This is a genomic window from Planotetraspora sp. A-T 1434 (assembly GCF_025420585.1).
Classification (GTDB): domain Bacteria; phylum Actinomycetota; class Actinomycetes; order Streptosporangiales; family Streptosporangiaceae; genus JAOEGB01.
The window spans coordinates 180,606-197,026 of record NZ_JAOEGB010000002.1 but is presented as its reverse complement, the minus strand read 5'-3'; the positions used below and the strand labels follow the sequence as shown (position 1 = coordinate 197,026).

General features: G+C 70.7%; 15 protein-coding genes. 9 read left to right on the top strand and 6 right to left on the bottom strand.

Going from position 1 to position 16,421, the window contains the following annotated elements; all coding sequences use genetic code 11:
* Window positions 1-2 precede the first annotated feature (2 nt).
* The 5 genes from N5079_RS04265 to cutA all read left to right on the top strand — a co-directional run bounded on the left by N5079_RS04265 (window position 3) and on the right by cutA (window position 5,529).
* The gene (locus N5079_RS04265; protein ID WP_261582064.1) at window positions 3-212 is read left to right on the top strand and encodes an RNA-binding S4 domain-containing protein; all 210 of its coding nucleotides are present in this window, start codon (window positions 3-5) and stop codon (window positions 210-212) included.
* A 129-nt stretch (window positions 213-341) separates the two neighbouring features.
* Entirely contained in the window at window positions 342-1,703 is a 1,362-nt protein-coding gene (locus N5079_RS04260; RefSeq protein ID WP_261582063.1) for a uracil-xanthine permease family protein, read from the top strand.
* A gap of 42 nt (window positions 1,704-1,745) precedes the next feature.
* A complete protein-coding gene (locus N5079_RS04255) occupies window positions 1,746-2,642 on the top strand; it encodes an FAD binding domain-containing protein (protein ID WP_261582062.1) in 897 nt (298 codons plus the stop codon).
* Window positions 2,639-3,118, top strand: a complete 480-nt coding sequence (locus tag N5079_RS04250; protein ID WP_261582061.1) for a (2Fe-2S)-binding protein — start codon at window positions 2,639-2,641, stop codon at window positions 3,116-3,118. The genes N5079_RS04255 and N5079_RS04250 overlap by 4 nt, the downstream gene beginning before the upstream one ends.
* The gene (cutA, locus tag N5079_RS04245; protein ID WP_261582060.1) at window positions 3,115-5,529 is read left to right on the top strand and encodes an aerobic carbon-monoxide dehydrogenase large subunit; all 2,415 of its coding nucleotides are present in this window, start codon (window positions 3,115-3,117) and stop codon (window positions 5,527-5,529) included. Before N5079_RS04250 ends, cutA begins: the two co-directional genes overlap by 4 nt.
* A gap of 3 nt (window positions 5,530-5,532) precedes the next feature.
* On the opposite strand, the gene N5079_RS04240 is transcribed toward cutA, so the two are convergent.
* The 4 genes from N5079_RS04240 to N5079_RS04225 all read right to left on the bottom strand — a co-directional run bounded on the left by N5079_RS04240 (window position 5,533) and on the right by N5079_RS04225 (window position 8,560).
* Window positions 5,533-5,811, bottom strand: coding sequence for a hypothetical protein (locus N5079_RS04240; RefSeq protein WP_261582059.1), 279 nt, complete (start codon window positions 5,809-5,811; stop codon window positions 5,533-5,535).
* The gene (locus N5079_RS04235) at window positions 5,808-6,050 is read right to left on the bottom strand and encodes a DUF6364 family protein (RefSeq protein WP_261582058.1); all 243 of its coding nucleotides are present in this window, start codon (window positions 6,048-6,050) and stop codon (window positions 5,808-5,810) included. The genes N5079_RS04240 and N5079_RS04235 overlap by 4 nt, the downstream gene beginning before the upstream one ends.
* A 93-nt stretch (window positions 6,051-6,143) precedes the next feature.
* Window positions 6,144-7,079 carry a cytochrome d ubiquinol oxidase subunit II gene (gene cydB, locus N5079_RS04230; protein WP_261582057.1) on the bottom strand — a complete coding sequence of 312 codons (936 nt, stop codon included), beginning with the start codon at window positions 7,077-7,079 and terminating at the stop codon, window positions 6,144-6,146.
* 11 nt (window positions 7,080-7,090) lie between these two features.
* A complete protein-coding gene (locus tag N5079_RS04225; protein ID WP_261582056.1) occupies window positions 7,091-8,560 on the bottom strand; it encodes a cytochrome ubiquinol oxidase subunit I in 1,470 nt (489 codons plus the stop codon).
* Window positions 8,561-9,094: 534 nt separating this feature from the next.
* Here N5079_RS04225 and N5079_RS04220 point away from each other — a divergent pair.
* Together N5079_RS04220 and N5079_RS04215 are read left to right on the top strand one after the other, a co-directional pair.
* Window positions 9,095-9,748, top strand: coding sequence for an SRPBCC family protein (locus N5079_RS04220; protein WP_261582055.1), 654 nt, complete (start codon window positions 9,095-9,097; stop codon window positions 9,746-9,748).
* 25 nt (window positions 9,749-9,773) lie between these two features.
* On the top strand, window positions 9,774-10,676 hold the full coding sequence (locus tag N5079_RS04215) for a hypothetical protein (protein WP_261582053.1): 903 nt from the start codon (window positions 9,774-9,776) through the stop codon (window positions 10,674-10,676).
* Window positions 10,677-10,685: 9 nt separating this feature from the next.
* On the opposite strand, the gene N5079_RS04210 is transcribed toward N5079_RS04215, so the two are convergent.
* Window positions 10,686-11,441 (bottom strand): thymidine kinase, encoded by a 756-nt coding sequence (locus N5079_RS04210; RefSeq protein ID WP_261582052.1) that lies wholly within the window; start codon window positions 11,439-11,441, stop codon window positions 10,686-10,688.
* A 181-nt stretch (window positions 11,442-11,622) separates the two neighbouring features.
* On the opposite strand from N5079_RS04210, the gene N5079_RS04205 reads away from it, so the two are divergent.
* Window positions 11,623-13,665 (top strand): hydantoinase/oxoprolinase family protein, encoded by a 2,043-nt coding sequence (locus N5079_RS04205; RefSeq protein ID WP_261582050.1) that lies wholly within the window; start codon window positions 11,623-11,625, stop codon window positions 13,663-13,665.
* Between the two features lie 20 nt (window positions 13,666-13,685).
* A complete protein-coding gene (locus tag N5079_RS04200) occupies window positions 13,686-15,581 on the top strand; it encodes a hydantoinase B/oxoprolinase family protein (protein WP_261582049.1) in 1,896 nt (631 codons plus the stop codon).
* A gap of 230 nt (window positions 15,582-15,811) precedes the next feature.
* On the opposite strand, the gene N5079_RS04195 is transcribed toward N5079_RS04200, so the two are convergent.
* Window positions 15,812-16,237, bottom strand: a complete 426-nt coding sequence (locus tag N5079_RS04195) for an ATP-binding protein (protein WP_261582048.1) — start codon at window positions 16,235-16,237, stop codon at window positions 15,812-15,814.
* Window positions 16,238-16,421 lie beyond the last annotated feature (184 nt).

Here is a 16,421-nt window from a genome sequence, read left to right as displayed (position 1 = left end):
GCGTGAAAGAGACGTTCGAGCTGAGTGGCGACTACATCCCCCTCTGCGACCTGCTGAAGTACTGCTACGTCACGGAGAGCGGCGGCGCGGCCAAGCACTTCATCGCCGAGGGAAACGTCCGGGTGGACGGCGAGGTGGAGCTGCGCAAGGCGTGCAAGATCCGGGCCGGGCAGGTCGTCAGCGGCGACGGCTTCGAGATCCGCGTGGTGTGACGCCGGGACCCCCGCCGCTTTGGCAGATCATGCCCATGTCTGGCGGGGACGGCGGTCCTACAGTGCCCCAAACGGCCGACGGCTTCGGGGCGGCCACCGGCCAACGGTCCGTTAGCTGAAGGGGCTCACATGGCTCTCAGATGGACACCGCACGGCGACGGAAAGGCCCTGGCACCGGGCGACGTCGTGAAGCCGGACGAGCGGCTGAGCTGGCCGCGCATGGTCGGGTTCGGCGCCCAGCACGTGATCGCGATGTTCGGCGCGACCTTCGTGTTCCCGATCGTGATGGGGCTCGATCCGAACGTCGCCGTCATGATGTCCGGCGTCGCCACGATCCTTTTCCTGCTGATCGTGCAGGGCAGGATCCCGAGCTACCTCGGCACGTCCGCCTCGTTCGTCGGCGGGGTCGTCGCGATCCGCGCGGCGCAGGGCGACAGCGCCACGGTCACCGGCGCGATCCTGGTCGCCGGCCTCGTCCTCGCGGCGGTCGGCGTCGCGATCCACTTCCTCGGCGTCGGGGTCATCCACCGGATCTTCCCGCCGGTCGTGACGGGCGCGGTCGTCATGCTGATCGGCTTCGGCCTGGCCTACGTCGTCGCTCAGTTCTACTGGCCCAAGGACCAGTGGGTCGCGCTGGCCACGATGATCGCCACCGCCGTCTTCCTCGTGCTCTTCAAGGGCTTCCTCGGCCGGATCGGCATCCTCCTCGGCCTGGTCTTCGGCTTCGCGCTGTCCTGGATCCTGGACCTGACGGCAGGGAAGATCACGGCGCCCACCGCCACCGGTCAGGTCACCTCGCTCCGGATTAACTTCGACGACGTGGCCAAGGCCGACTGGATCGGCCTGCCGCACTTCCACGCCCCGAGTTTCCGGGCGTCGGCGATCGTGCTCGTCCTGCCCGCCGTCATCGCGCTGATCGCGGAGAACGTGGGCCATGTCAAGGCCGTCGGCTCGATGACCGCCACCGACGTGGACCCGTACATGGGCCGGGCGATCATCGGTGACGGCGTCGGCACCGCGGTCGCGAGCGCGGTCGGCGGCTCCCCGACGACCACCTACGCCGAGAACATCGGCGTCATGGCCGCCACCCGCGTCTACTCGACGGCCGCCTACTACATCGCCGCCGTCATCGCGATCCTCTTCGGCCTCATCCCCAAGTTCGGCGCGCTCGTGTCGGCCACGCCGGCCGGCGTGCTCGGCGGCGTCACGGTCATCCTCTACGGCATGATCGGCCTGCTCGGCGCGAAGATCTGGATCGAGAACCGGGTCGATTTCTCCGACCCGGTCAACATGGTCCCGATCGGCGCGGGCATCATCCTCGCGGTCGGGCCGGTGACCCACCAGATCACCGGCGATTTCTCGCTCGCGGGCATCGCGCTCGGCACCATCGTGGTACTTGGTGGGTATCACCTGCTCCGCGCCGTGGCGGGCAGGCCCGTGAAGGAGGTCTCCGGTGGCGAGATCGGATTCGAGCGAGATGCGAGCGGCTGACCGCCGGGCGGCGGCCCCGGCCCGGACCGGGGCGCCGCGCTGGTGAAACCACCCCCGTTCGACTACCACGGCCCCGCGAGCCTCGGCGAGACCCTCCGGGTCCTCGCCGAGGTGGGGCCGCACGGCAAGGTGCTGGCCGGCGGCCAGAGCCTGATCCCCCTGCTCAACATGCGCCTGGCCGCGCCGGCCCACCTCGTGGACATCAACCGCGTCGCGGAGCTGGACACGATCGCGGCCGAGCCGGGCGGGGTGCGCGTGGGCGCCCTCGCCCGGCACGCCGCCGTCGAGCGGTCGGCCGCGGCGAGAGCCGTACAGCCGCTCCTGGGCCAGGCGCTGCGGCTGGTCGCCCACCCCGTGATCCGCAACCGCGGGACCGTGGTGGGCAGCCTCGTCCACGCCGACCCGTCGGCCGAGCTGCCCGCCGTCCTCGCCCTCCTCGGAGGTTCCGTACGGCTCGCGCGCCTCGGCGGCGAGCGGGAGGTTGCTGCGGCGGAGTTCTTCACCGGCCCGCTGGAGTCGGCCGTGGCGCCGGGCGAGCTGGCGGTCTCGGCGTTCTTCCCCGCGCTGCCCGAGCGGTCCGGCACCGCGTTCTGCGAGGTGGCGCGGCGGCACGGCGACTACGCGGTGGCCGGGGTGGCCGCCGCCGTGACGCTCGACGAGGACTTCCGGATCGCCGCGGCCCGGGTGGCCTGCGTCAGCGTCGGGCCGGTCCCCGTGGTGGCCGACGTGACCGAGGTGTGCGGCCCCCGCCCGGCGGCGTCGGTCGGCTGGGACGTCGACTGGGATGCGGTCGCGAGAGCCGTACAGGACCGGATCGATCCCGAGGAGGACATCCACGCGACGGCCACCTACCGGCGGCACCTGACCGGCGTCCTCGTCACCCGGGCGCTGAAGAGCGCCGCGCACGAGGCCGGACACGGGGAACAGGGAGAGCTGTGAACCACCACATCACGCTGGTAGTCAACGGCGTCGTGCGGGAGGCGTCCGTGCCGGCGCGGCGGCTCCTGTCCGACTGCCTGCGCCACGACCTCGGCCTGACCGGCACCCACGTCGGCTGCGAGCACGGCGTCTGCGGCGCGTGCACGGTGCTGCTCGACGGGGAGCCGGTCCGGTCGTGCCTGACGTTCGCGGTGACGGTCGACGGCCGCGAGATCACCACGGTCGAGGGGCTCGCGACCGGCGGGGAGCTTTCCCCGGTCCAGCGGGCCTTCGCCGAGTGCCACGGCCTCCAGTGCGGCTTCTGCACCCCCGGCTTCCTGTGTACGGCGACGGCGTTCCTGCGGGACAACCCGGCGCCGGACGACGAGGAGGTCCTGGAGGCGATCTCGGGCAACCTCTGCCGGTGCACGGGCTACCAGAACATCATCAAGGCGGTCCACCGCGCCGCGGAGATCCAGGCCGAGGAGGCCGGATGAGCGAGCGAAGAGAACCGGCGAGAGAGCACGTGACGGGGGTGTTCGGGAAGCGGGTCCAGCGGCGCGAGGACGCCCGGCTCATCACGGGCCGGGGGCGCTTCCTCGACGACCTGGGCGGGAACGCGCTGGCGGCGGCCTTCGTGAGGTCGCCGCACGCCCATGCGAGGATCAGGGACATCGACGTCGCCGCCGCCCTGGACGTGGACGGGCTCGTCGCCATCTACACGTGGGAGGACCTGCCAGGCGTCCTGGCCGAGCCGCTGCCGCTGCTGATCCCGCATCCCGCCCTCACGCACGGCCGGACGGCCTACCCGCTGGCGCGGGAGGTCGTGCGGCACGTCGGAGAGCCCGTCGTCATGGTGGTCGCCCGCGACCGCTACGTGGCCGAGGACGCCTGCTCGCTCATCGAGGTCGACTACGAGATCCTCAAGCCGGTCGTCGGCGTAGAGGAGGCGGCGCAGGCCGCGCACCTGGTCCATGAGGACGTGCCCGGCAACGTCGCGGCGCACATGGTGCAGGAGGTCCCGGCGCCGGACGGGCGGTCGGCCCGCGAGGCCATCGAGGCCGCTCCGCACACGCTCGCGTTCCGGCTGGACATCGAGCGCAGCGCCTGCACGCCCCTGGAGGGGAAGGGCGTCTACGCCCGATGGGACGCCGACGACGAGTCGCTGCGGGTCTACTCCTCCACGCAGACGTCCACCAGCGTGCGGATGGCGATCGCGGCCAAGCTCGGGCTCCCGCTGCCCAAGGTGGAGGTCATCGCGCCCGACGTGGGCGGCGGCTTCGGCGTCAAGATCGTCCACCCCTGGCCGGAGGAGATCCTCGTCCCGTGGGCGGCCCGCCTGCTGGACCGCGAGATCAAGTGGACGGAGGACCGGCGGGAGCACTTCATCTCGTCGGCGCACGAGCGGGCCCAGGTGCAGTACGTCCGGGTGGGCTTCGACGACGACGGACGGGTCCTCGGCCTCGACGTCAACATCCTGCACGACAACGGCGCCTACACGCCGTACGGGATCATCGTGCCCATCGTCACCTCGACCCAGCTGCTCGGGCCGTACAAGATCGGGGCCTACCGGGTGGAGTTCTCCTCGATCTACACCAACACCGTGCAGGTCACGCCGTACCGCGGCGCGGGGCGCCCGCAGGGCGTGTTCTGCATGGAGCGGACGATGGACCGCATCGCGGCCCACCTCGGCCGGGACAGGACCGACGTGCGGGCGGCGAACTTCATCCAGCCGGACGAGTTCCCCTACGACCAGGGCATGACCTTCCAGGACGGCAGGCCGCTGATCTACGACAGCGGGGACTACCCCGAGTCGCTGCGGATGCTCAAGGAGCTGATCGGCTGGGACTCCTTCCCGGCCATGCGGGACCAGGCGGCGGCCGAGGGCCGGAGGATCGGCATCGGCGTCGGCTGCTACGTCGAGGGCACCGGGGTCGGGCCGTACGAGGGTGGCCACGTGCAGGTCACCTCCGACGGGCGGGTGCACGTCTCGACCGGCCTCACCTCGCAGGGGCAGGGCCATGAGACGGTGTTCGCCCAGATCGTCGCGACCGAGCTCGGCGTGCCGTTCGAGAAGGTGTCCGTCGTGACCGGTGACACGCGGCGGTTCGGCTACGCCGTGGGGACCTTCGCCTCCCGGGCGGCGGTCGTCAGCGGCAACGCCATCGCGCTCGCCTGCCGCAAGGTCAGGGAGAAGGCCCTGAGGATCGCCGCGGACGCGCTTGAGGCCGACCCGCGCGACCTGGAGATCACCGACGGCGTGGTCCACGTGGTCGGCGCGCCGTCGGCGTCGATCCCGCTCTCGACGATCGCGGTCCTGTCGAATCCCCTGCGATACGCGTTCGACGACGAGACCCGGCGGGCCACCCAGTTCGCCTCCGCGCCCTCGCCCGATCGGCCGCCGGTCAGCGAGGGGGAGGAGCCGGGCCTGGAGGGCAGGGACTACTACTCGCCGATCCGGTCGACCTTCGCCTCCGGCATGCACGCCGCGATAGTCGAGACCGACCCGCTGACCGCCGAGATCAAGATCCTCCGGTACGCGGTCGTGCACGACTGCGGCAAGCTCATCAACCCGATGATCGTCGAGGGGCAGATCCACGGGGGAGTGGCCCAGGGCGTCGGCGGAGCGCTCTACGAGAAGATGGTCTACGACCAGCACGGCCAGTTGCTGAACGCCTCGTTCATGGACTTCCTGATGCCCTACGCCACCGAGGTGCCGCGGATCGAGACGACCCACCTGGAGACGCCCTCACCGTTGAACCCGCTCGGAGTCAAGGGCGCGGGGGAGGCGGGGGTCATCCCGGTCTCCGCCGTCATCGCCGCCGCCATCGAGGACGCCGAGGGCATCCCCATCGACCGGATGCCCATCTCCCCCTCCGACCTCCACGCCCTCCGCCTCGCGCGGTGATATTCAGAACCCCAGCACCAGCCGGAGCCCGTCCAGCACAGTGCGGAACTCGGCGTCGCGGGCCTCGCCGGTCTTGCGGGTGAACTCCGCCTTGCTGACCACCGAGAGCAGCGCGCAGTGCGCCAAGCGGTCGCCCACTTTCGGCAAGGTCGCGGCGGTCAGCCCGATGTCGGGAATCAGAGGCACGACCGCGATGTCGTCGCGGACGTCGTACACCTCGGTCGCGCCGACGGCCAGGACGTGATACTCGCCGAGGGCTTGCCAGATTTCGCCACGCCTCACGCTGCGCCTTCCAACGCTCGCGCCAAGGCTGCGCGGCTCGCGGCCCGATGCTGGTCGAGCAGCTGCCGCATCCGCGGTTCCGCCGCCACCACGGCGGCCGCCTCGGCGGCGAGCGCCTCACGCTTCATCGTCCGGGTGACCCAGGCCGACAAGGAGAGCCCTTCGCGGGAGGCCGCCGCGCGCGCCTGTTCGACGACCGTCTCCTCCACCGAAAGCGTGATCTTCTTCGTGCGTTCCATACTGTCAGTATGGAACGTTGGTATGGCCTCTCTCAATGACATCCTCATGCGAGAAAGGTAGCCATTTCTTATGGCAGTTCTCAGCGGAAAGATCTAATGAACGGATATGTCTGAGACCGCTGAGGTCAGGCGCTTGCGGAAGACCCAGTAGGTCCAGGACTGGTAGGCGATGACGCCGGGCAGGGCGATGAGGCCGATCCAGGTCAGGACGGTCAGGGTGTAGGGCGCCGACGCCGCCTCGGCGACCGTCAGGCCGGGCAGCGGAGCCGGCCACAGGGCGCCGAACAGCGTGGCGGTGGTCGCCGCGATGGTGGTCGCGGTCGCCGTGAACGCCATCCCCTCGCGCCGCCGCCAGGCCAGTGCCACCCCGGCCGCAAGGGTGGACACGGCCACCAGCGCGGCGGCCCACATCCACGCCGACCCGTGGTCGGCCGGGATGGCGGACAGCGCCGCGACCGCCGCCGGGACCGCGCCCACCGAGGCCAGCAGGGCGGCCATGCGGGCGCGGGCGCGGACCGGCCCGGTGGTCTTGAGGGCCACGAAGACCGCGCCGTGGAGCACCGCCAGCGTCAGGGAGAGCGCGCCGCCCAGGACGGTCGCGAACGCCGTGCCGTACAGCAGGTTGCCGAAGATCGCGCCCCACAGGAAGGCGGTCAGCACGCTGCCGGTCACGATCCCGGCGTCGCAGAGCGCCAGTTCCCTCCGGGAGGAGACCTTGCCGCGCCACTCCAGGCCCACGCCGCGGACGATCAGACCCCCGACGATGAGGAAGAGCGGCAGGTAGAAGCTGCTCAGCAGGCCCGAGTACCAGGCCGGGAAGGCGGCGAACATCGCGCCGACGGCCGTGATCAGCCAGACCTCGTTGCCGTCCCAGACGGGGCCGATCGTGCCGATCACCTGCTTGCGGTCGGCCTCGTTCCGGGAGAGCAGCGGCATCAGCGCGCCCACCCCGAAGTCGAACCCCTCCAGCACGAAGTAGCCCGTCCAGAGGAACGCGATCACTGTGAACCAGAACGTCGTCAACGTCATCGGGGGGCTCCTCAGTACATGAGGGTGGGCGTGAGCCGCACCGCGTCGGGGTCGGAGCGCACCGGCTCGGCCGGCGCGGGCTCGGGCCCGGCCTTGATGTGGCGCAGCATCAGCGCGCCCTCCGCCAGGGCCAGCACGCCGTACAGGACCGTGAAGGCGGCCAGAGTGATCGCCACCTCGGCGAGGCTGACGCCCGGCGACACGCTGGCCGCCGTCATCAGCTCACCCTGGACGGTCCACGGCTGGCGGCCGATCTCGCTGAGCAGCCAGCCCGCGATGATCGCCATCGTGGGGAGGGGGAGCGCCAGCACGCAGAGGCGGGCGAACCAGCTCGGAACGGGCCTTTCCGTACGGCTCCCGCGACGCTTCCTGGGACGCCGTGTGAGCCACAGCCCGAGCACCGACAGGCCAACGGCAGCCATTCCGAAATAGATCATCAGGCGGAACGACCAGAAGACGACCGGCAGGTTGGGGGTGTAGTCGGCGGTGCCGAAGGACGTGGCGTACCGCCGCTGGATGTCGTCGATGCCCTGGACCTGCGCGTTCGGGTCGTGCGCGGCCAGGATGCTGAGCAGGCCGGGGATCTCCACGCCGGGGACGGGGCTGAAGGGCGCGGCGGTGGTGTCGTGCCGCAGGCCCTCGGCCGCGGCCAGCTTCATCGGCTGCTGCTCGCGCAGGAGCTGCCCGGACAGGTCGCCGCTTCCGGCGACCACGACGCCCGCGATCGCCGTCATGACGAGCGCGCCGCGCAGGGCGGTCCGCCACATGCCGGGCGTCCGGCGAAGCGGCACGGTCGCGTCAAGGTCGGGCGTCTCGGGGAGGCCGCGGCCGGTACGGCGGGGCGTCAGCGGGAGCCCGCGCTCGCGGAGGATCTGGTAGCCGCTGACCGCGATCACGAAGCCGCCGGCCACGACGAAGGCCGCGGCGACCACGTGGGGGATCTGGGCGAGGGCCGTCGAGTTCGTCAGCACCGCCCACAGGTCGGTCATGCGGGCGCGGCCGCCGACGACCTCGTAGCCCACCGGATGCTTCATCCAGGCGTTGGCCGCGAGGATGAAGTACGCCGAGAGGTTGGACCCGATGACGGCGGCCCACAGGCAGGCGAGGTGCGCCTTCCTGGGCAGGCGGTCCCAGCCGAAGATCCACAGGCCGAGGAACGTCGACTCCAGGAAGAACGCGAGCAGCGCCTCCATCGCCAGCGGGGCCCCGAAGACGTCGCCCACGAAGGTCGAGTAGTCGCTCCAGTTCATGCCGAACTGGAACTCCTGCACAAGTCCTGTGACCACGCCCATGGCGAAGTTGATCAGGAAGAGCTTCCCGAAGAACTTGGTGAGCCGCAGGTAGTGCTCCTTGCCCGTGCGGAGCCACGCGGTCTGCAGCCCGGCGACGAAAACGCCGAGCCCGATCGTCAGGGGTACGAAAAGAAAGTGGTAAACGGTGGTGACCCCGAACTGCCACCGTGCCAGGTCCAACGCGTCCATGTCCCCCTCGCGGGTGCCGGAGCTCTACAGCGCGTAGTTCTACTTCTAGTAGTACTACGAGTTGTAGAGCAATGGGAGAGTGCGGTGCCGCGAGGGAGTGCGATTTCGGTCACAGGACGTCGTCGCGGAGCCGGGAAGCCCCCTGGTCCCCGGCTCGCGGCACCGGAAGTGCTCAAGCGTGCGGTGCTGAGAATGCGGGTCGAGCGGTCCCGGCCGCCAGGGACCGTCGCCCCGTCCCGCCGGGAAGTGCCCTTCACGAGCACGCCACCAATAGTGGGCGGATCTCATCGAATCTTCGTCCGCCGCTCGGCTGATTCCCTGGTACATCGCGCGATTGACGGAGTGAGCACTCGACGTCCTCCCGCGCCCGGCCGTGGGCGACGATGACCCTGGAGGAGACGGTCGACCTCAACGAGGCGTCCGCCTGGTCAACGGCTGTGGACTGTGCACGACCACGACGCGGGCGGGAGGCAGATCTTGCCGTTCTCGCCGGTCTCCGTGATTGTCTAGTGTGCTCGGCATCGGAGGTGGCCCATGAAGGTCGTTGGCAGTGCGCTGCTCGGGGTGGAGCGCAAGCGGGTCTGGAACGCCCTGCAGGATCCCGGCGTCCTGGTCCGGACGATCCCCGGCTGCGAGCGCCTGGAGGAGGTCGGGGACGACGTCTACAAGATGACGGTGACCGCCGGGGTCGCGTCGATCAAGGGCGTCTACCAGGGCGAGGTTACTCTCGCCGACCCGGCGGAGCCCGAGCGGTTCGTGCTCAGGGCCCGCGGGCAGGGCGCCCCCGGCACCGTCGAGGCCACCGTCCTCGTACGGCTGAGCGAGGTGGACGGCGGCACCCGCGTGGACTACGACGCCGAGGCGGTCGTGGGCGGCATGATCGGCGGGGTGGGCCAGCGCATGCTCGGCTCGGTGGCCAAGAAGACGGCGGGCGAGTTCTTCTCCGCCGTCGAGCGGCATCTCCTCTCCGGCCCGGCGGCCGGGGGACTTACCCCGGAGGTCGCCCAGCCCGCCGACGTCGACCGGGCCGCCCCTCAGGTCTTCACCCGTCCCGCCGAGACGCTTACCCCTGTCCGGCAGGGCGTTCCGGCCTGGTCGCTGCTGGCCGCCTTCGGGATGGGCGCCGGCATCTCGCTCGGCAGCGCCGTCATCGGCTGGGTGCTCGGACGCCAAAGGTCTCGCCGTTAGCGATCTAGCGGCGTACCTTGACCCTATGCGCGAGGCTCATGCGGAGGACGCTCGATCCCAGGCCAGACGGCTGATACGTGACCTTCTTGGCGAGGACCGGCCCACGGCGGCGAGGCTGCTGGACCAGGCCCGTGCCGTACTGGGCGGTGACCGCACGGAGCGCGCCGCCGGGCTGGCCCGTGAGGCTCCGCTGACGCGGCGGTCGTCCGAGCTGGCCGCCGTGGCCGCGCTGCACGTCGGGACCGCCGACCTCGGCGGCGAGTGGTGGACGAGGAGCCGGGGAGGCAAGCAGCCGCCGCCGGACGAGGTGCTCGCCACCGCCATGGCCGTCGAGCCGTGGAGCGACCTGACCGTGCTGGAGATGCTGGCCGCCTGGATCTCCGACGACGTGGCCGATGTGTTGTGGGGTCCTCCCACCGGCTCGGCGGACCTGAACTCCTGGCAGGCCGAGGACCGCGTCGAGGTCCCCGAGGACGCGCGGGCCGGTGATCGCCTGGTTGTGGCGTTCGACGCCGGGGGCCGCCTGGACGCCGTGGTCGTCGACCGGAGGGACGGCCTGCCGGGGTCCAACCTCGACTTCGGCTCCCTGCGCTACTCCCGCCCCGCCGAGGCCCAGTGGAGCTGGGGCGTGGCCGCCGGGCTCGGCCCCCACCCGCTTCCGGGGGAGACCCCCGACCCCTATGCCGAGCCCGTGGACTCCGCCGTCTCCGCCGCCCTGCGCGACTGGGCCGTACGGCACGGCGCCACCGGGGAGATCGCCGGGCCCGCGTGGGATGTGCGCGGCGACGTGGTCGCCGCCGTGGAGCGGGTGGACTGGATGTGGCGCAGCGCCGAGTGGTTCGCCTGGTGGCGGGTGGCCTCCGCGCTGATCGACGGAGACGAGGAGCATCTCACCGCCCGCCTCGCGGACCTCGCCTCCGCTCCGTGACCGGGCCGCTCACGGCGTGGACGGCGGCTCCGCCCGCCGTGCCGTGCCGAGGTCGCCGCTGCGGTGGTGGCGGCGGCACAGAACCCGGTAGTGCACCTCGGAGCCGTCGGTGTCGGCGATCACGACCTGCTCACCGGTCCGCGCCATGACCCCGTTGACGACGCGGGCGTTCAGCCTGCCCTGGCGCCCGCACCAGCACAGCACCTCCACCTGCAGCCGCAGCACCTCGTCGGCCAGCTCGAACAGCCGCTGCGCGGCGGGGAACATCTGCGACCGGAAGTCCGAGGCGAGGCCGAAGGCGTAAACGTCCACGCCGTGGTCGTCGACCAGGTCGGCGAGCTGCTCGATCTGCGCCACGGTGTAGAAGCACGCCTCGTCGCAGATGAGGTAGTCGATCTGGTCGTGTGCGCGTACCAGTTCGAGCAGGTTCAGCTCGTCCACGACCTCGATCGCGTCGAGGCCCAGGCCGATGCGGCTGGTGACCTGCGGCCCGCCCGAGCGGTCATGCTTCGTCAGCACCAGACCGCGCCTGCCCTGACGGCCGTGGTTGTAGTTCATCTGCAGCGCCAGCGTGGACTTGCCGCAGTCCATGGGCCCGTGGAAGAACCGCAGCACGCCGTCCCGGCGCGGATGCGCGGGCGCGCCTGACAAGGCATGCGACAAGCCGGCGGGCATGGCTTCGGGCATGGCTTCCGGCATGGCTTCGGGCATGGCTTCGGGCATGGCGGTGAATGCGGCGTTGGACAAGGCGGGCGTTTCAGTCACGGCCGGTCAGCATACAGTTCGACCCCCTGCGCGACCTCGGGAACGGAGCCCGGCGATCTTCGGCCGGGGACGGGAAGCGGGGAGCGGGGAGCGGGGAGCACCACACCTGCCGACTAATCACCGATACGTTGGCGAACGTTGCTGGTTCCGAGGGCCGGAGGTGTTGAGTAGACACTGGAACATGCCCAACGTCCGCATCGGGGTCGACACCGGAGGCACGTTCACCGACGTTGTCCTGGTCGACGAGGAAACCGGTCAGATCATCACGACCAAGACCCCCTCGACACCTGCCAATCCGGCAGACGGATTCATGGCAGGGGTTCACAAGGCGCTGGAGACGCACAGCGGCTCCCGCGACCTCGGCGGGGTGTCCGCGCTCGTCCACGGCACGACGGTGGCCACCAACCAGCTGCTTGAGGACCGGCCGGACGGCACGTCCCATCTCGGCTTCGTCACCACCGAGGGCTTCGAGTTCATCCTGGAGATCGCCCGGCAGAGCGTCCCGGATGGCTACGGCAACTCCTACTTCTGGGTGAAGCCGCCGAGGATCGTCCCCGTGCACCGGGTGAAGACGGTCGGCGGGCGGCTCGACCACCTCGGCCGGGAGGTCCGGCCGTTCGACGAGGCACAGGCCGTCGAGGTGGCGCGGTGGTTCCGGGAGCGGGGCGTCACCGCGGTCGGTGTCTGCTTCCTGCACTCCTACGCCAACCCCGCCCACGAGCTGCGCATGCGGGAGGTCTTCGAACGCGAGCATCCCGGCGCCGTCGTGTCGCTGTCGAGCGACGTGCTCCGGGAGTACCGCGAGTATGAGCGCTCGGTCACCACGCTCGTGGACGCGGCCGTCAAGCCGATCATGCGACGGTACATCGGCAACCTCTCTGACAGGCTCGGCCGCCAGTTCTCGGTCATGAAGAGCAACGGCGGTGTGCTGTCGGCCTCAGAGGTGGTGCACCAGCCGATCACCACGGTCCTGTCCGGACCGGCGGCGGGCGCGCTGGGGGCGGCGCTCATCGCGGGCACCGCCGGGCATCCGAGCGTGATCACCCTTGACGGCGGCGGCACCTCCACCGACGTGGCGGTGGTCGTCGACGGGGAGCCCTCGCTGACCACCGAGGGCAGCATCGGCCGCTACCCCTGCAAGATCCCGATGATCGACATCGTCACCGTGGGAGCGGGCGGCGGCTCGATCGCGTGGATCTCCCCCGAGGGGACGCTGAAGGCCGGCCCGCGTTCCGCCGGAGCCGACCCCGGGCCGCTCTGCTACGGCAGGGGCGGCACGGAGGTCACAGTGACCGACGCCCACGTGTTCCTCGGCCGCGTCCCCCCGCACCTGCTGGGCGGCGAGATCCCGCTCGACGTGGCCGCCGCGCGGGCGGGCGTCGAGGCGCTCGCGGGCAAGCTCGGCCTGACCCCGGAGCGGTGCGCCACCGGCATCCTGGAGATCAGCGCGTTCAACCAGTCGAACGCGATCCGCCAGATCACCGTCAAGCGCGGCTTCGACGTCCGCGACTTCCCGATGGTCGCGTTCGGCGGCTCAGGCCCGCTGCTGGTCTGCCGGCTGATCGACATCCTCGGCCTGCCCGCCGCGATCGTCCCGCCGAGCCCCGGCAACGTCTCGGCGTTCGGCCTGCTCACGGTCGATGTGAAGAACGACTACGTCCGCACGCACGTCTCCCGCGCCCCCTCGGCTGAGACCCTGGGGGAGATCTTCGCGGAGCTTGAGGGCCAGGCCGCCGCCGCGCTCGACCGTGAGGGCTTCACCGACCACGTGTACGCCCGGAGCGCCGACCTGCGCTATTACGGCCAGGCCTACGAGGTCAGGGTGCCCGCTCCGGACGGCCCTCTGGACGACGGGTGGCGGGCGGCCGTCCTCGACCGGTTCCACGAGGCCCACGAGAAGCTCTACGGGTACGGCTACCGCGACGATCCCCGCCACGCCGTCGAATGGGTGAACCTGCGGGTCTCCGGCATCGGCCCGATCACCCGCCCCTCGATCGCGCGCCTGCCGCACCAGGAGGTCGAGCCCAGCCCGGTGGCCACCCGCGATGTCTTCTACGAACAGTGGGGGAGAACGGTGATCTACCGCCGGGGCGATCTCGGCGCGGGCGCCGTGGTCACCGGTCCGGCGGTCATCGAGGAGTACGGCTCGACCCTGCCCGTGCACCCCGGCTTCACGGCGACCGTCGACGACTACGGCAACCTCGTGGTGGTGGCCGACCAGTGACGAGGAGTGGTGAGCGACCGGTGACCTGGAATGCCGAGCGACCGGTGACGTCGAGTGGTGAGCGACCGGTGGCGTGGGATGGCGAGCGACCGGGGAACTCGGTCGATCCGGTTCTCGCGGAGATCGTGGAGGGGACGCTCGCGTCGGTCGAGATGGAGGTGGAGACCGCGATCGCCCGCACGGCCCGCTCTCCGATGATCCGCGACGCGCACGACTTCCGTGCCGGCATCCATGACGTACGGCTGCGCAAGCTGACAGGCAGGTCCTACTCGGCGCTGGTCCAGCCGATCGTGCGGGACTTCCCGATCGAGACGATGCGGCCGGGGGACGTCTTCTTCCACAACGACGTCTACCTGTCCGAAGGCGGGATCGGCCACCTGCCCGACCTGTGCGTCACCGTGCCGGTGTTCCATGACGGCGAGGTGGTGGCGTTCGTCCAGGCGTTCGGCCACCACGACGACATCGGCGGCGCCGTACCGGGCTCGATGCCGTCGCACGCGCGCAGCGCCTTCGAGGAGGGACTGATGGTCCCTCCGATCAAGCTGTGGGACCAGGGCGTGCCGAACCGGGCCGCGTTGACGATCATGACGCGCAACTCCCGGATGCCCGACTCCCTGGCCGGCGACCTCGACGCGGAGTGCTCCGCCTGCCTGATGGGAGCGCGGAGGCTGGGCGAGCTCTTCGGCCGCTACGGGCGGGAGGCCGTCGAGGCATGCTTCGACGCGATCATCTCCAAGACGACGGAGACGTTCCGGCGGGAGCTGCTCGCGAAGATCCCCGAGGGGGTCCACGTTTGGGAGGACTACGCCGAGCACGACGGCGTGGACGCGCCCCGGCTGCACGCCCAGCGGATCACGCTCACCGTGGACCACTCCGCCGACGCGCCGCTGACCATCGACTTCACCGGCACGTCCCCGCAGGCCAAGGGCCCGATCAACCACGCGGGCGACTACGCCGACGGGGTCTTCCTGAAGAAGTGGCTCGCCCCGATCCTGCGCAACCTCGCCGACACGCCCGAGCGGATGGCCGAGCTCGACGTCAACGAGGGCGTCGTCCCGCTGATCAAAATGGTCTTCCCGGAGAAGGGCACACTGCTCACGCCCGTCTTCCCGGCGCCGACCAACGCCCGGACGTTCGTGATCCTGCGACTTCTCGGGGTGCTGGCGGGAGTGCTGGCCAAGGCCACGGGGGGCCGCATGCCGGCCGACCAGGAGACCATCCGCTACACCGGCGTCTACGGCGAGTCGGACGACGGGGCGTACCTCATGCGCGAGGTCCTCGGCGGCGGCTCCGGCGGCCGCTGGTACGCCGACGGCGAGGACACCATCCACGTCGTGCCCGACTCGCGCAACATCCCGGTGGAGTTCGCCGAGGCACGCTGGCCGTTCCGGGTCGAACGGCTCGGCCTGGCCGTCGACAGCGGCGGCCCGGGGCAGTTCCGCGGCGGTTTGGGCTATGACAAGCACATCCGGATGCTGCGCGACGCCTCGTTCATGTCCATCGCGGACCGGTCCATCCTGGCCTGCTGGGGCGTGAACGGCGGCCGGGCGGGCCGTCCCTTCCTCGTCACGGTGAACGGTGAGGAGATGGAGGGCCTGGTCGACGACTTCCCGGTCAAGGCCGGTGAGGTCGTCAGGGTGCGGACGACCGGAGGCGGCGGCTGGGGCTCGCCGTACGACCGCCTGCCCGAGATGGTCGCGGCCGACGTCCGTGACGGCAAGGTCTCGCTCGAGGCGGCGCGCGAGGACTACGGCGTCGTCCTGTACGGCTCACACGACCACCTGGAGATCGACGTGGCGGCGACCGAGCGGCTGCGGGCCGACGGCCGGCCCGCAGAGCGGGCATTCTTCGACCGCGGCCCCGGATACCCGCTGCTCTCCGGCGGCCACCCCCACGCCGACGTCGACCACCTCTGACAGAAGACCGGAGCGTGCGAGGGCGGCGTGCGGCGTGGTGTGTGCGGACGGAGCGTCCGGCGGCGGATGACCGCCGCCGCACGCCCGACCTTCAGTGGCCCGTTGTCACGGCGACTTCGGTGTGGCCGTGGAGCGCATTCCTAGTAACACCCGGTATTGGAACCGGTGCACGTCTGGCCGTTGGAGCCTGTCACCGTGACGGTCGTGGTGATGCAGGCGAACGGCGCGGATCACGAACCTTCGGCCGTCGGCGCGAGAGCGAACCACACGACGCAGTGGGGGACTTCTTCCACGAACCCCCACTGGCTGGACAGGGCCCGAAGCAGGCGGATCCCCCGCCCGTACTCCGCCAGGTCGTCACGAGAATGACCACACACTGAGGGCAATGTCTCCGATCCCTCATCGATGACCTCGACTTGGACGTGGCCGTCCCGCTCGACGTGGACGACGGCCCCGATCGCCGCCGATCGGGTGTGGACCACGGCGTTGGTCATGGTCTCCGACAGCAGCAGCATGGCGTCGTCGCGGCGTGGATGGCCGTCGAGCAGCTTCCGGACCCATCGCCGGGCCTTGCCGACCGACGCCTCGGTGGCGGGAAAGGTGGCTCTTTCGAGAAGCAGGATCTCCGGCACTGTGGTCATCGTGTCGTCGCGCATGGATTTCAGGTGTCCTTCTCGGGACGGCGGCTCAGATCGGCGACGTTAAGCGGCGGGGCATGTCCTCAGGCAGAGGGCCGATGTGTCACGCCAGGTCGCGTGCCTGTCGCGTGCCTGTCGTCCCGGCGTCATGGAGGCGTCGTTGAGCGAAAGGCCAAGCCTGGGAGCGCCGAGACATCTAATT

What these genes read in the sequence shown, in the direction of transcription:
- N5079_RS04220 (WP_261582055.1), top strand. Translation starts at nt 9,095, where the DNA reads ATGAAGGTCGTTGGCAGTGCGCTGCTCGGGGTGGAGCGCAAGCGGGTC.
- N5079_RS04235 (WP_261582058.1), bottom strand. Translation starts at nt 6,050, where the DNA reads ATGGAACGCACGAAGAAGATCACGCTTTCGGTGGAGGAGACGGTCGTC.
- N5079_RS04195 (WP_261582048.1), bottom strand. Translation starts at nt 16,237, where the DNA reads ATGCGCGACGACACGATGACCACAGTGCCGGAGATCCTGCTTCTCGAA.
- N5079_RS04225 (WP_261582056.1), bottom strand. Translation starts at nt 8,560, where the DNA reads ATGGACGCGTTGGACCTGGCACGGTGGCAGTTCGGGGTCACCACCGTT.
- cydB (WP_261582057.1), bottom strand. Translation starts at nt 7,079, where the DNA reads ATGACGTTGACGACGTTCTGGTTCACAGTGATCGCGTTCCTCTGGACG.
- cutA (WP_261582060.1), top strand. Translation starts at nt 3,115, where the DNA reads ATGAGCGAGCGAAGAGAACCGGCGAGAGAGCACGTGACGGGGGTGTTC.
- N5079_RS04205 (WP_261582050.1), top strand. Translation starts at nt 11,623, where the DNA reads ATGCCCAACGTCCGCATCGGGGTCGACACCGGAGGCACGTTCACCGAC.
- N5079_RS04215 (WP_261582053.1), top strand. Translation starts at nt 9,774, where the DNA reads ATGCGCGAGGCTCATGCGGAGGACGCTCGATCCCAGGCCAGACGGCTG.
- N5079_RS04260 (WP_261582063.1), top strand. Translation starts at nt 342, where the DNA reads ATGGCTCTCAGATGGACACCGCACGGCGACGGAAAGGCCCTGGCACCG.